Source organism: Curtobacterium sp. MCBA15_007, from assembly GCF_001864905.1.
GTDB lineage: Bacteria > Actinomycetota > Actinomycetes > Actinomycetales > Microbacteriaceae > Curtobacterium > Curtobacterium poinsettiae.
The window spans coordinates 93,689-106,655 of the sequence record NZ_MJGM01000003.1 but is presented as its reverse complement, the minus strand read 5'-3'; the positions used below and the strand labels follow the sequence as shown (position 1 = coordinate 106,655).

Annotated in this window: 15 protein-coding genes; 10 read left to right on the top strand and 5 right to left on the bottom strand. The window is 72.9% G+C overall.

The features are described 5' to 3' along the window. Positions 1 to 26: 26 nt before the first annotated feature. A complete protein-coding gene (locus BIU95_RS04145) occupies positions 27 to 623 on the bottom strand; it encodes a nitroreductase family protein (protein WP_071250535.1) in 597 nt (198 codons plus the stop codon). Positions 624 to 707: 84 nt separating this feature from the next. Here BIU95_RS04145 and BIU95_RS04140 point away from each other — a divergent pair, with 84 nt between their 5' ends. Together BIU95_RS04140 and BIU95_RS04135 are read left to right on the top strand one after the other, a co-directional pair. Further along, positions 708 to 1,631: an AEC family transporter gene (locus BIU95_RS04140; RefSeq protein ID WP_017886350.1), complete on the top strand. Its 924-nt coding sequence runs from the start codon at positions 708 to 710 to the stop codon at positions 1,629 to 1,631. A 407-nt stretch (positions 1,632 to 2,038) separates the two neighbouring features. Then, complete coding sequence (locus tag BIU95_RS04135; protein WP_071250534.1) at positions 2,039 to 2,446, top strand: aldehyde dehydrogenase; 408 nt, start codon at positions 2,039 to 2,041, stop codon at positions 2,444 to 2,446. Positions 2,447 to 2,461: 15 nt separating this feature from the next. Here the strand turns inward: BIU95_RS04135 and BIU95_RS04130 are convergent, their stop codons facing one another. Both BIU95_RS04130 and BIU95_RS04125 read right to left on the bottom strand, forming a co-directional pair. Then, positions 2,462 to 2,710: a hypothetical protein gene (locus BIU95_RS04130; protein WP_056069500.1), complete on the bottom strand. Its 249-nt coding sequence runs from the start codon at positions 2,708 to 2,710 to the stop codon at positions 2,462 to 2,464. 128 nt (positions 2,711 to 2,838) lie between these two features. Further along, positions 2,839 to 3,675, bottom strand: a complete 837-nt coding sequence (locus BIU95_RS04125) for an exodeoxyribonuclease III (protein ID WP_071250532.1) — start codon at positions 3,673 to 3,675, stop codon at positions 2,839 to 2,841. 115 nt (positions 3,676 to 3,790) lie between these two features. On the opposite strand from BIU95_RS04125, the gene BIU95_RS04120 reads away from it, so the two are divergent. From BIU95_RS04120 to BIU95_RS04095, 6 genes are read left to right on the top strand one after another with little or no spacing between them, the layout of a single operon-like run. Then, positions 3,791 to 4,285, top strand: a complete 495-nt coding sequence (locus BIU95_RS04120) for an Asp23/Gls24 family envelope stress response protein (protein WP_017886346.1) — start codon at positions 3,791 to 3,793, stop codon at positions 4,283 to 4,285. After that, entirely contained in the window at positions 4,282 to 4,473 is a 192-nt protein-coding gene (locus tag BIU95_RS04115) for a DUF2273 domain-containing protein (RefSeq protein ID WP_017886345.1), read from the top strand. The genes BIU95_RS04120 and BIU95_RS04115 overlap by 4 nt, the downstream gene beginning before the upstream one ends. Then, positions 4,470 to 4,883: a hypothetical protein gene (locus BIU95_RS04110; RefSeq protein ID WP_071250530.1), complete on the top strand. Its 414-nt coding sequence runs from the start codon at positions 4,470 to 4,472 to the stop codon at positions 4,881 to 4,883. Before BIU95_RS04115 ends, BIU95_RS04110 begins: the two co-directional genes overlap by 4 nt. Then, the gene (locus tag BIU95_RS04105; protein ID WP_071250528.1) at positions 4,880 to 5,494 is read left to right on the top strand and encodes a hypothetical protein; all 615 of its coding nucleotides are present in this window, start codon (positions 4,880 to 4,882) and stop codon (positions 5,492 to 5,494) included. Before BIU95_RS04110 ends, BIU95_RS04105 begins: the two co-directional genes overlap by 4 nt. Beyond that, positions 5,491 to 6,093 (top strand): hypothetical protein, encoded by a 603-nt coding sequence (locus BIU95_RS18530; protein ID WP_071250526.1) that lies wholly within the window; start codon positions 5,491 to 5,493, stop codon positions 6,091 to 6,093. Before BIU95_RS04105 ends, BIU95_RS18530 begins: the two co-directional genes overlap by 4 nt. Positions 6,094 to 6,104: 11 nt before the next feature. Further along, positions 6,105 to 6,896 carry a phosphotransferase gene (locus BIU95_RS04095; RefSeq protein WP_368086286.1) on the top strand — a complete coding sequence of 264 codons (792 nt, stop codon included), beginning with the start codon at positions 6,105 to 6,107 and terminating at the stop codon, positions 6,894 to 6,896. 20 nt (positions 6,897 to 6,916) lie between these two features. Here BIU95_RS04095 and BIU95_RS04090 read toward each other — a convergent pair whose 3' ends face one another. Together BIU95_RS04090 and BIU95_RS04085 are read right to left on the bottom strand one after the other, a co-directional pair. Next, complete coding sequence (locus tag BIU95_RS04090; protein WP_083389219.1) at positions 6,917 to 8,269, bottom strand: M23 family metallopeptidase; 1,353 nt, start codon at positions 8,267 to 8,269, stop codon at positions 6,917 to 6,919. Positions 8,270 to 8,343: 74 nt separating this feature from the next. Beyond that, positions 8,344 to 10,011, bottom strand: coding sequence for a hypothetical protein (locus tag BIU95_RS04085; protein ID WP_071250524.1), 1,668 nt, complete (start codon positions 10,009 to 10,011; stop codon positions 8,344 to 8,346). 96 nt (positions 10,012 to 10,107) lie between these two features. Here BIU95_RS04085 and pyrE point away from each other — a divergent pair, with 96 nt between their 5' ends. Together pyrE and BIU95_RS04075 are read left to right on the top strand one after the other, a co-directional pair. Further along, positions 10,108 to 10,659 carry an orotate phosphoribosyltransferase gene (gene pyrE / locus BIU95_RS04080; RefSeq protein WP_017886338.1) on the top strand — a complete coding sequence of 184 codons (552 nt, stop codon included), beginning with the start codon at positions 10,108 to 10,110 and terminating at the stop codon, positions 10,657 to 10,659. Further along, positions 10,656 to 12,947 (top strand): septum formation family protein, encoded by a 2,292-nt coding sequence (locus tag BIU95_RS04075; protein ID WP_071250522.1) that lies wholly within the window; start codon positions 10,656 to 10,658, stop codon positions 12,945 to 12,947. The genes pyrE and BIU95_RS04075 overlap by 4 nt, the downstream gene beginning before the upstream one ends. Positions 12,948 to 12,967 lie beyond the last annotated feature (20 nt).

The window sequence follows — 12,967 nt, the reverse complement described above, 5'->3', positions numbered from 1 at the left end:
CAGGGGCGGCGGTGTGCCGCCGTCGCTCACTCCTTGACGAGGACGACCTCGTCGAGGGCGATGCGGCTGCGCGGGGCGACCTCGCGCTCGGCGGCCTTCTCGTCGAGCTGTGACGGGTGCGCGACGGTGCCGACTGCCGTGACGGTGTACGGGACGAACCGCTCCGGCAGGTCGAACGCGGTGCGCAGTCCGGCGGCGTCGATGCCCGCCATCTGGTGCACGTGCAGCCCCTCGGCGTGGGCCTGCACCGTCAGGGCGGCGAGCGACTGGCCGAGGTCGTACTGGGCGAAGGGACGCTCGTCGCCGTCGGCGGTCACGGTCTCGAGCACACCGACGACCAGGGCGCTGGCACGGAAGGCCCACGCGGCGTTGAAGCCGAGCAGGTTCTCGTTGATCTTCCGGAACGTCTCGGTACCGCGGCGGCCAGCGATGAAGCGGCGGGGCTGGAAGTTCATGGCCGACGGTGCCCAGCGAGCTGCCTCGAGGACGGCGTCGAGCTGGTCGTCCGAGATCGTCGCGGTCCCGTCGTACGAGCGGGGGCTCCAGCGCTCCTCGAGCAGCGGCACGAGCGGCTGGCTGGAGTCGGTGGACCGGGTCAGGGTGTCAGCGTTCGTCGAGGTCATGGTGCGCTCAACGGTATTCGATGCGTACGCATTTCCGACCTGAGTGACGTCACATCCCCGCCTCCAGGTGCCAGGATGGAGGGGATGGGTGGCGTGTTGACCGGCTTCGCGATCATCGGCGTGATCATCGCCGGTGGGTACGTCGTCGGACGCATCGGTCTGCTCGGCCCGCACGCACAGTTCGTGATGAGCCGGCTCGCGTTCTTCGTGCTCATGCCGTGCCTGCTGTTCCACACCATCGCGACGGCCGACATCGCGTCGCTGCTGTCGTCGATGCTCTGGGTCTCACTGCTGAGTGCTGCCGTGGTCGCCCTCGCCGCCGCCGTGGTGTTCCGCTTCGTGCTGCGGCGGTCCGTCACCACGACCACCGTCGGAGCGCTGGCCTCGAGCTACGTCAACGCGAACAACATCGGGCTGCCGGTGGCCGTCTACGTGCTGGGGCAGGCGACCGCGGTCGTGCCGGTGATCCTGCTGCAGCTCGTCGTGATGGCCCCGATCGCGCTGACGATCCTCGACGCCGCGACCGCGGGTGGTGGCGGGTGGGGCAGGCGGATCGCCGGGCCGTTCCGGAACCCGATCATCATCGCCTCGCTCGTCGGGCTCGTGTGCTCGGCGACGGGGCTCACCCTGCCCGACCCCGTGCTCGAGCCGTTCTCGCTCGTCGGCGCTGCCGCGGTGCCGGTCGTGCTGCTGTCGTTCGGGATGAGCCTGCACGGTGCGACCCCGCTGCGGGACCCGGCGATCCGGACGGACGTCATCGTGGCGTCGTCGATCAAGCTCGTGGTGATGCCGGCGGTGGCGTTCGTGTTCGCGCGGTTCGTGTTCGGCCTGGGGGACCAGGACGTCTTCGTGCTCACCACGCTCGGCGCCCTGCCCGCGGCGCAGAACGTCTTCAACTACGCGCAGCGCTACGGGGCCGCGGTGCCGGTGGCGCGTGACGTCGTGCTCATCTCGACCCTCGGCTCGGTGCCCGTGCTGGTCGCGATCGCCGCCCTGCTGCACCCGTAGCGCTCGAGACGCCGGCGTGTGGCTTTGCGGAAGACGCCGTCGTGTTGTCGAGACGCCGGCGTGTGGCTTTGTGGAAGACGCCGTCGTGTTGCCGAGACGCCTCGATCTCGCCGAGACGCCGCCGCATTCGGCGGCGTCTCGCGCACTTGCGGGCGTCGTGCGCGCACGCCGGCGTCTTCCGCGTCCTGGACCTGCGGCGGGACGGACGGGAGGCGCGTGGCGGGGCTGCACCGGGCCTCCCGTCCGTCACGTGGTGGCGACCACCGCGGACCGTGCGCAGGAACGGTCGGGTGGCGCCCGCCGACCCGACCGTTCCTGCTCACGAAGTGGGAACAGCGCGCGCGTATGGTGGCGGGCACGCGGGGCGGACCGCCTCGCGACCGATGACCACGACGAGGAGACCTCCGATGGACACGATGGCGATGATGCAGAACATGTCGACGACGGACATGCCCGTGCAGATGGACATGAGCACGATGCAGGACACGATGATGGCGATGAACGCCGCGTCGATGGCCGCGACGATGTGTTCCGCGGCCGACATGCGCATGGGCGGCGACATGGCCACCTGCGCCGCGATGTGCTCGAACACCGCGATGCTCGCCGACACCGGCATGCGGATGATGATGCGTCCGATGGGCATGGACACGGCCGCGATGCAGGCGATGCTCATGGCCGTCGTCGCGATGGGCACCGCGTGCGCCGCCGAGTGCCGCACGCACCAGGACATGGACGAGTCGTGCCGCTACTGCGCGATGGCCTGCGACGAGATGGTGTCGAAGTGCCAGGCGATGCTCGACGCGATGGCCGCGTGAGCCGCTCCGGCTGCGCTACGCGACGCGCGCGGTGGTCTGCCGGCTGCCGGCGCTGAGGATCTCGGCGACCGGGTGGTGGGCGACCGGCTCGCCGACCGACAGGACGCCGTCCGCGTCCGCCACCCGCAGCTGGGTGATGCTCCCGTCGAGGAACAGCACCACGGCGTCGGCTGCGCGGGTCTCGACGACGATGCCGTCGCGCCACGCAGCGGGGGCCGCGGTCGCCATGAGGCGCTGGATGGGAAGGATCGTCGTGCGGGACATGGCTTCACCTGCTCTCGAAGGGGTTCGGTGCAGGAAACCTACGTCGACGTGACGGTCCTCGGCGCGACGGCGGACGCCGGGCGTAACAGAGCGGGTGCCGACGTTCCGGCCTGGTGCCCCGGCTCCGCTCAGAAGATCATCGGGCGGTCGTCGTCGAGCGACGTGTCCAGGTCGAGGTCCACCACCACGGGCACATGGTCGCTCGGGGCGTCGCCCTTCCGCTCGTTCCGGTGGATCGACGCGTCGATGACGACGTCGGCGAAGGCCTGCGAGCCGAGCACGAAGTCGATGCGCATGCCCTCGTCGCGCGGGAACCGCAGCTGCTTGTAGTCCCAGTAGGTGTACCCGTCGGGCACGATCGGGCGGACGACGTCCTGCAGCCCCCGGGCCTCGAACTCGCGGAACGCTGCCCGCTCGGGCTCGCTGACGTGCGTGGACCCTTCGAACACCCGCAGGTCCCAGACGTCCTGGTCGAGCGGTGCGACGTTCCAGTCGCCCATCAGCGCGAGCGGGGTCTCCGGCGACGCCTCGATCCACTCCGACGTGCGGTCGGCCAGCTGCGCGAGCCAGTCGAGCTTGTACGTGTAGTGCGGGTCGCCGAGCTCGCGGCCGTTCGGCACGTAGAGGCTCCAGAGCCGCACGCCGTCGACCGTGACGCCGATCGCGCGGGCCTCGACCGGCAGGTCCGGCCCCTCGTGGCCCTTCAGGAACCCGGGCTGGCCCGGGAAGTCGCGGGTGACGTCCTCCAGCGGCAGACGGCTGGCGAACGCGACGCCGTTCCACTGGTTCAGGCCGTGGGCCTCGACGTGGTAGCCCGCAGCCTCGAACTGCTCGACCGGGAACTGCTCCGGCTTGCACTTGATCTCCTGCATACCGAGGACGTCGACGTCCTCACGCACCAGCCAGTCGACGATCCGACCCACTCGGGTGCGGACGGAGTTCACGTTCCAGGTCGCCACGCGCATGGAACAAGAACCTACCGGTGCCGACTGACGACGAGGTCGGCACGTGCATCGTCTGTGCGGCGTCCGGCACGATGGTGTTCGCTGGAGGCCAGCAATCGACCGCACGGAGGCAGCAATGGCATCGACGACGAACCGCGTCGACGGGACCCCGACCGGGGCCACGCTCGGCACCGGGGCAGGCAACACCCAGCCCGCAGGCACCACCACGACGCAGGTCACCGCCAAGGGCAAGACCATCATCGACGACACGGTCGTCGCGAAGGTCGCGGGCATCGCCGCTCGCGACGTGCCGGGCGTCTTCGCGCTCGGCGGCAACGCCTCGCGCGCGTTCGGCGCCATCCGCGACGCCATCGGCTCGAGCGCGCTCGGCCAGGGCGTCCGCGTCGAGGTCGGCGAGACCCAGGTGGCGGTCGACCTGACGATCGTCGTCGACTACCCGACGCCGATGATGGAGGTCGCCTCCGCGGTCCGCGCCGCCGTCACGAGCGCCGTGACCGAACTCGTCGGCCTCGAGGTCACCGAGGTCAACATCGCCATCAACGACGTGAACATCCCGGCCCTCAACGGCGTCGCGGACGAGCTCGACACCCGGGACGGTCGGGTCCGTTGAACGCCACCGTCGTCGGGATGGGCGTCGGTGCCCTGCTCGCGATCGTCGCCGTGACGCTCGGGTTCTGGGCGTTCGTCGTGGTCGCCGTCTGCATGGCGCTCGGCGCACTGGTCGCACGCATCGTCACCGGCGACGTCGACTTCCGTCGCCTGCTCGACGTGCTGCGCGGACGCCGGAGCTCGTCGTGAGGGACCCCGCCGTCGCCACGACCGGCGACCGCGGCGTCCGGGTCCCCGGTTCCGGTCCTGGCGCTGCTCCCGTCGGTGTCCGGGTCCCCGGCTCCGACAGGATCGGAGCCCACGCGCTGGTGCGGACCGCGCAGGCGGTCGCCGCCGAAGCGCTGCGCGTTGCCGCCCGGGAGGTCCGTGCCCGCGTCGCCGACGACGGCCGCGGTGCGCTGGCGGTCGAGATCACGGCCCCGCTCGCCCTGCCGGTGCTGGGCGCGCACGCACTCCCCGACGAACCGGTCGTCGCCACGGCGCACCGGGCTCGCGGCACGATCGCCGAGCGCTTCCGGACCATCACCGGCCGACAGGTCGCCCGCGTGACGGTGACGTTCGCGTCGTCGGTGGTGGACACCCCGCGGAGGGTCCGGTGACCGTCCCACCCCTCGTCGGCGCGCCCGCCGGGGACCACGCTGCCACCTACCGGCGCCTGCTGCGTCGGGAGACCCACGTCTCCCGTTCGGGCGCCGTCGTCGTCGCGATGCTCATCGCCCTGGTGCTCGCCGCCGCTGCGGTCTTCGCCGGGGCGCTCGTCCTGCTCGACCAGAACGTGCTCGGTGTCGACCCCCGTGCCGTGGTCGACGCCGCCCTCGCCGCGCCGGACGGCCTCGACACGACGATCGTGATCGGTGTCGGCGCCGTCGTCGCCCTGATCGGCCTGGTGCTCCTGCTGCAGGGGATCCTGCCGCAGCGGCGCCCACGCCACACGATGTCGTCCGACCGGCTCGCCGTGGTCGTCGACGACGAGGTCCTGGCCTCCGCCGCGGCCCGCGCCGCCCGATCCGCGACCCGTCTGGGCGCCGACGCCGCCGTGGGCACAGTCGGCCGTCGCACGGTCGACGTCGTGCTCCGGCCCGCAGCCGGGGTGGACGTCCCCGCGGTGGCCGCGACCGAGGCCGTCGAGCGGGAGTTCGCCGCGATCGACGCGCAGCCGGCCCTCGCCGCGCGCGTCCGGGTGCAGCCGACGGGGCGGGTGGACGGATGAACGCCACGAACCGCGCACTCGGACGCACGGCACTGATCGTGCTCGGGCTCGTCCTGCTCGTCGCCGGGGTCGCCGCGATTCTGGTGCAGACCGCCCAGAGGTTGCCCCTTGTCGCATCGTGGTGGCGCGTGGTCGGCGATGCCCTCGCCGGACTCGGCACCGGAGCGTCGCGTGACGACTCGGTGTTCGCGTGGACCTGCGTGCTCGGCGGTGGTGTCGTGCTCGGCGTGCTCGCACTCGTGGTGCTGACGACGCTCGGCGGAGGTCGCGAGAGCACCGTGGTGGACAGCGACGGCTCAGCGGACGGCGTCGCCGGTTCGGTGCGCATCGAGTCCACCGCCGTGCAGCACGCGCTCTCCTCGGCCATCGGGGACCTGCCCCAGGTCGGCTCGCTCGCCGTCGACGTCTACCGGGTCCGTGGCGGTCGGGCGATCCGGGTGCGGGTCCGTCCGCGGCGGGGAGCCGCGCCGCGGGAGATCACCGAACGGGTCGAGGCCGTCGTCGCCGACCTGGACGCCCTGCTCGGCGAACGCCTGCCGGTGCTGCTCGAGATCGCCCGTGGCGGTTCGGGGTCGTCCCGCCCGGACCGCGTGCACTGAGCGTCGCCGTGGTGCGCTCGATCGGTGGACTGCCCCGGCCGGGCGAGACCGTCCCGGTGCCGCACGTCGTCGCCCAGGCGGCCCGAGGGCGTGAGGTCGCGCTCGTCTGGCACAACCAGATCGGCGGGACGACGTTCCGCATCGGACCGGACGCGCACGCCGAGGAGTTCGTGAAGGTCTTGCCGCACGCCTACGGTTCGTGGGTCGGCGGCGAGGCCGCGCGGCTGACGTGGGCGTCCCGGTACGCCCGGGTGCCGGAGGTGCTCGACCACGACACCGACGAGGACGGCGTCTGGCTGCACACCCGCGCGGTGCCCGGCTGGAGCGCCGTCGACCCGCGTTGGCACGACGAACCCCGGACGGCGGTGGTCGCGGTGGGGGAGGGCCTGCGCGCGCTGCACGACGCCCTGCCGGTCGACGACTGCCCGTTCACGTGGTCCACGGTGGACCGGCTCGATCGCGCGCGTGCGGCCGACACCGACGCCGACCGGGGGCCGGGCTCGCTCGGTCCGGAGCCGCCGACCGACCGGATCGTCGTCTGTCACGGCGACGCGTGCACGCCGAACACGCTCATCGGTGCGGACCGGCGGTGGAGCGGGCACGTCGACCTGGATGCGATGGGCGTCGCTGATCGCTGGGCCGACATCGCGGTGGCGACGATGGCGCTCGGCTGGAACTACGGACCCGGGTGGGAGCCGCTGTTCCACCGGGCGTACGGGCTGCCGGACGACCCGGAGCGCACCGCGTGGTACCGGGCGCTGTGGAACACCGACGTGGACGACGTGGGGCCTGCCGCGGGCTGAGCCGGAGGCGGGCTGGTCCGCTAGAAGGCGACGCCGCGCGCCGACATGAACGGCACCGGGTCGGTGGTGGCGCCGTTGATGTGCACCTCGACGTGGCTGTGGCAGCCGGTCGATGCCCCGGTGGAGCCGACGAGTGCGATGAGCTGCCCCGCGGAGACCTGTTGTCCGGTGGCGACCCGGAAGCCGCCGTCGACGATGTGGCCGTACGCGGTCTGCACGCCGCCGCCGTGGTTGATCCGGACGTAGTTGCCGTACCCGCCGTACCAGCCGACGTAGTCGACGGTGCCGGCCGAGGCCGCGACGATGGGCGTGTAGCAGCCGCTCGCCAGGTCGGTGCCCTCGTGCATGGTCACGACGCCGGTGATCGGGTGCACGCGGTACCCGTAGGGGCTGATGACGTAGCCGCTGGCGGGGCGGACCCAGCCGGTCCCCGAGCCCGCGCCGACGGAACCGCCGCCGCCGGAGCCGCTGCTGCCGGTCGAGCCGCCGCCTGACGGAGCGCCCCCGCCGGAGTTCGCGGCAGCCTGTGCGGCGGCCGCTCGCTGCGCGGCTGCTGCGCGCTCTGCGGCTTCGCGTGCCGCCTTCTCTTCCGCCGCCTTGCGGATGCGCTCACCCTTGGCGAACTCGGCTTCGGTCCGGACCCGGCCCGAGGTCAGCGTCGCGAGCTGGGCGTCGAGTCGTGCCTTGTTCGACTGCTGCTCGTCGTAGGCGGCCTGCACGGCGTCGGACGCCGTCTGGGCTTCCTGCATGCGGTCTTCTGCTTCGGCGGCGAGGTCGCCGAGTGCTTCGGCGGCGCGGTCTGCCTGCGCTTCGAGCGAGCTGGCGACGGCGGCGTCGGAGCTCGCGGCGGCCTGCACACGCTCGGCCTGCTCGGAGAGCTTGCTCAGCGCGCCGAGGTTGTAGAGGAGGTCGCTGGCGTCCTTGCCCTGGGTGATCACCGAGGTGGTGACGTCGGCACCACCGGAGCGGGACATCTGCGCGGCGAACTGGCCGGCCTGCGCGGCGCTCTGGTCGGCGACCTCCGCGTGCTCCTTCGCGTCGGCGCGGAGCTGCTGTTCCTTCTCTGCGGCGGTCTGGGCCTTGCGCTGCGCCTTGTAGAACACGTCACCGAGCTTCTGCGCCTTCGCCTCGGCAGCCTCGACCTTGGCGTCGAGTTCGCTGATGATGCCCCGGATCTCGGTGATCTGCCCCTGCTTCGCGGATTCCTTGCCACGGGCGGACTTCACTTCGTCCCACGTGGGGTAGGTCACCGCCTGGGCCGCCGGGGCATCGACCACGACCGTGCCGACGAGGCCCGCGAGCGCCAGGCCGGTGACGGCGAGGCGCAGGCGCACGGGGACACGGGGGACACGGAGGCGTGAGGGGCGAGACATCGAGCACGAGCCTATACATCCGTACAGCGAGCATCGGACGGCAACGCGCCGCTGTGGACAACTTCAGCAGCGGATCAGAAGCCGCGCTCGCGGCGGATGACGTCGGCGCTCCCGACGACGTCGCGCCGCAGGAGGGCCTGCCCCGCGGTGCCGGCGTAGTCGTAGACGTCGAAGCCGGTGCAGTGGGTGATCGTCGCCGGCGGGCCGAGGGAGTCCTCGACCGCGGTGGTCCAGAGGTCGTGCGACCCGACCACCACGAAGCTCGGGTCGGCACCGCGGTACGCCCCGAGGTCGACGAGCCACGGGTACGTCTCGAAGGTGTCGCGGACCTGCAGCAGCTCGAGGTTCGTCGACGCGTAGGTGGCGAGGGGACGGACGGTCCAGAACTGTCCGACGCCGGTGACCTGGCGTCCGTGCGCCCAACGGTCGAGGCACGCCGCCGCCGGGTACCGGGCGGTCGCCACGGCGTGGGCGGTCCCGGGGGTCACCGCGACGCCCACCGCGAGCACGGCGGCCATCGCGACCGCGACCCATGCTCGGACGCCCCGGTGCGGACGGTGGACCCGTGTCCGGCGCACCGCGGTGCGGGTGAGTTCGGCCACGGCGACGAGTGCGAGCAGCGGTGCGGTCACGATCGGCTGCAGGTAGCGCGGGGTCTCGGACCCGGCGACGACGACCCCGACGGACACCGCGACGACGGTCACCAGGGGGAGCAGCGTCGCGACCAGCACGGTGCGGGCGGTGCGGACCCGCCAGGCCCAGACCGTGCCGCCGACGGTGACGAGCACGCCGGCGAACAGCAGCAGCAGGCCGACGTCGCCCGGTGCCGTGCCCGCCCGGTCGTCGGTCAGCGCCGCGAAGAACCGCAGCGTCTCACCGGCCCGCGACGGCTGCACGTACGTCGCGGGGTCGAGGGAGACGAACGGCCGCAGCGGGATCCGCACCAGGTACCCGACGACCGAGCCGATGGTGACGGCACCGGACAGCAGCGCCGCCGGACGCCACGGCACCCGGCGCGCCAGCACCAGGAGCCCGAGCGTGACGACGACCGGAGCGGCGGACCACGGCACGTACAGCGGGTTCGACGCCGTCGTGCACGCGGCGACGAGTCCGAGCACCACGAGCAGCAGCACCGACGCCCGGCCGAGCCGCACCGACCGCAGCACGAGGACCGCGGTGCCGAGCATCGCCAGCACGGCACCGTAGTAGTAGGTCGTCGTGAGCAGCAGCGACGCCAGCTCGAGCGAGGTCGCCGTCGCCGACGACTCGGTCAGCACCAGCAGGGTGACGAGGCCGAGCGCCCCGGCCGACACCGCGATCCGGGCGGGGCGCCCGGCGGACGGCATCAGTTCGTTCGCGGCCGCACGCACCAGCGCGTAGACGGCGAGGAGCACGAGCACCCCGTTCAACGCCAGGGCCTGCTGCGGCGTCGCGGTCACCAGCGCGCTGAACAGGTACGCGGGCAGCTCGGGGAAGAAGAACAGCGCGGGCGACATCGCCCACTCGAACGGCTGCCCGGCCTGCAGCGAACGCTCGACGAGCGGCAGCAGCACCGAGTCGCCGTCGTACCAGAGCAACGCCACCCGTTCCGTCGCGACGACGTGGCGCAGGGCGATGACGGCCAGGGCCAGCGCGACCAGGCCGCCAAGGGCCTCCCGTCCGATCGTGACGGCCACGGCACCGGGCCGGCGGCCGCCGGCCGGAGCCGGCTCCACGGCGGCGCGACGCGGTGCACGGGACATGCCCCGGAGCGTACCGACGCTGCCTCGGTGCCAGCACGCACAGACGCTCAGGCTGGGGGAGCGCGCTGCGGGCCCGACCGGCTACCCTTGTGCGCTGTGACCGACGCGCGCGAACAGTTGATCCAGTACATCTCCTCCGAAGCGGTGTTCCACGGCGACTTCACCCTGACCAGCGGGAAGAAGGCGACGTACTACATCGACCTGCGGAAGGTCAGCCTGGACCACCGCGTCGCGCCGCTGATCGGACAGGTCATGACCGAGCTCGTGCAGCAGGTGCCGGACGTCTCCGCCGTCGGCGGGCTCACCATGGGCGCCGATCCCATCGCCAGCGCCGTCCTGCACCAGGCCGCCGCCCAGGGACTGACCTACGACGCCTTCGTCGTCCGCAAGGAACCGAAGGACCACGGCCGCGGCAAGCAGGTCGAGGGCCCGGACCTGCAGGGCAAGCGCGTCGTCGTGCTCGAGGACACCTCCACCACCGGTGGCTCGCCGCTCAAGGCGGCCGAGGCGCTCGAGCGCGAGGGCGCGATCATCGCCGCCGTCGCGGTCGTCGTCGACCGGGACACCGGTGCCAAGGAGACGATCGAAGCGGCTGGCTACCCGTACTTCGCAGCCATCGGGTTGGCTGATCTGGGGCTGACCGCGTGACCGAGGAGCGTCCGGACGACGCACGCGAACCCGACGGCACCGCCGGCCCGGCAGACGGGGACGACGGCCAGGAGGCTCGGCGTGCGTCCGGATCGGACGCTCCGTTCCACGGTCTCCGCAGCGCTGCGGACATCTTCGGGGCCCCGCGGGGCGAGGAGGACTGGCCGTCGCGCCGGGAGCGTCGCGAGGCCGAGCGCACCGCGCGTGAGACGGGCGCACCGCTGCCCGAGCCGTTCGTGCCCGAGCCCGAAGATGCTGCGCCTGCGCCTGCGCCTGCGCCTGCGCCTGCTCCTGCTCCTCCTGCTGCGCCGGACGACTCGACCCAGGCCATCTCGATGCCCGCCGAGCTGCTCGCGCCGTCGGAGAACCCCGACGCCGCCGTCGAGCACGAGCGCTCCACGCTGCACGACCGGATCCCGGCCGCCGCGGACGTCCCCCCGGACTCCACCGCACCGCACCCGTCGTCGATCGTGCTGCCGACGGCCCAGGCCCACCGCGACGAACGTGCCGCCGCGTCCAAGGCGATCGAGGACGAGCGTCGCCGCGTCGACCCGTTCGGCGAGGGCCGTGCCGACGTCGACTGGCTCGGCCGTGCGACGGGATCGCACCCGGAGCCCGTGGCGCCCGCTGCGCCGCAGCCCCTCGGTGTCGAGAACGTGCTGCCCCCGACCGAGGAGCCGCCGACCTTCACCGACCTGTTGCGCATCACGAGCACCGGGCCGGTCCCCACGCAGACCGGCGCCCACGACCGGCCGTTCGACTGGGCGATCGGCGACGACGACGAGCCCGGCGAGGTCCCGGCGACGCTGACCACCGACTCGTTCGACACCACCGCACTGTCCGCAGGGTCCTGGTCGCTCGCCGACGAGTTCGACGACGAGGACGAGGTCGTGGCCGGCGAGGTCGACACCCCGGCCGCCGGGCTGCCCCAGGCGCCGCGCACCTACCCGGTGCCGCCGGCCGTGCCGGTCCCGCCCGTGGTGCCGCCGGCTGTGCCCGCTGCCGGTGCCACCGCTACCGGCGCAGGTGCCGCCGCCGCTGCTGCTGCCGGCGCCGCTTCGCCGGACACGAGCGACCCCGCGGACCCGACCGAGGCAGTGGACGCGCCCCGTGCGTCCACCGGAGCCGACGAAGCGGAGGCGACCGAGGGCCTCCGATCTGACGCCCCGACCACCGCGATCCCGGCAGCCGGGACGCCCTGGTGGTCCGAGCCCGACGCGACCGTGCCGCCGACCGCTGCGCCGCCGCTCGTGGAGCCGACCGCGGGTGCCCAGGAGTACCCGGCACACCTGCCGCCGTCGGTCGGACAAGACCTCGACGCCGTGCTCGGACTGGGCCGGACCGAGACCGGTCCTCAGCCGGAGTCGCTGCCCGCCGCCGCGCCGGACGACCTGGACCAGTCCGAGTGGGACGGCCGCGAGACCAGCGACACGAGCGCCATCAAGGACCTGTTCGGCACCGAGGCCGTCGGGCAGCTCGGTGACACCGGCTACGACCCCGAGGACACCGGCACGCGGATGATGCCCGCGGCTGCCGTGCCCACGGCTGCTGCTGCGCCGGCTGCGGCCCGCCCTGCTGCTGGTGCTGGTGTCGGCCGGTCCGCGGCTGCTCCGGACCGACAGCCCGGCGAACGCGACAACTTCATCAACGAGGGCTTCGCGCGGCTGCGGAACGAGGGCAAGCGCGGCAAGCAGCTGCTGATCTACGGGTCGATCGCCCTGATCCTCGTGCTCATCGTGCTGGTCTTCCTGCTGTCGAAGTGGATCCTCGGCAACAACATCGCCGACCAGGCCGTCCCGACGAAGTCGCCCTCGGCTGCGTCCTCGGCATCGGCGGCCCCGACCGCCGCTCCCTCGACCGCGCAGTCGAGCGAGGCCACCGCACCCGCCGCCGCGCTGCAGTTCGCGACGACCCCTGCCCTGCCCGGTGAGCACCCGTGGACCGACCTGGCCGGTGGGGAGTGCCTGTCCCCGTTCACGAACGCGTGGTCGCAGACCTTCACGGTGGTGGACTGCGCGACGCCGCACATCGGGCAGCTGACCGCACGCCTCGCCGTCGAGGGTGACACCTACCCCGGTGCCGAGGCCCTTGCGACCCAGGCGGCCGACCAGTGCCAGTCCGACACGGCCCTGAACGCCTCGGCCGCGGCTGCCGTGGGCGACGTGCAGGTGCAGGGTTCCTACGCGCCGGACCAGGCGACGTGGGACCAGGGTGACCGGTTCATCGCGTGCTTCGTGACGCGGTCGTCGGGGCAGCCGCTGACCGGGTCGTTGGCTCCGGGGGCGTAGGGGCGCGGGGCGGGGCGCAC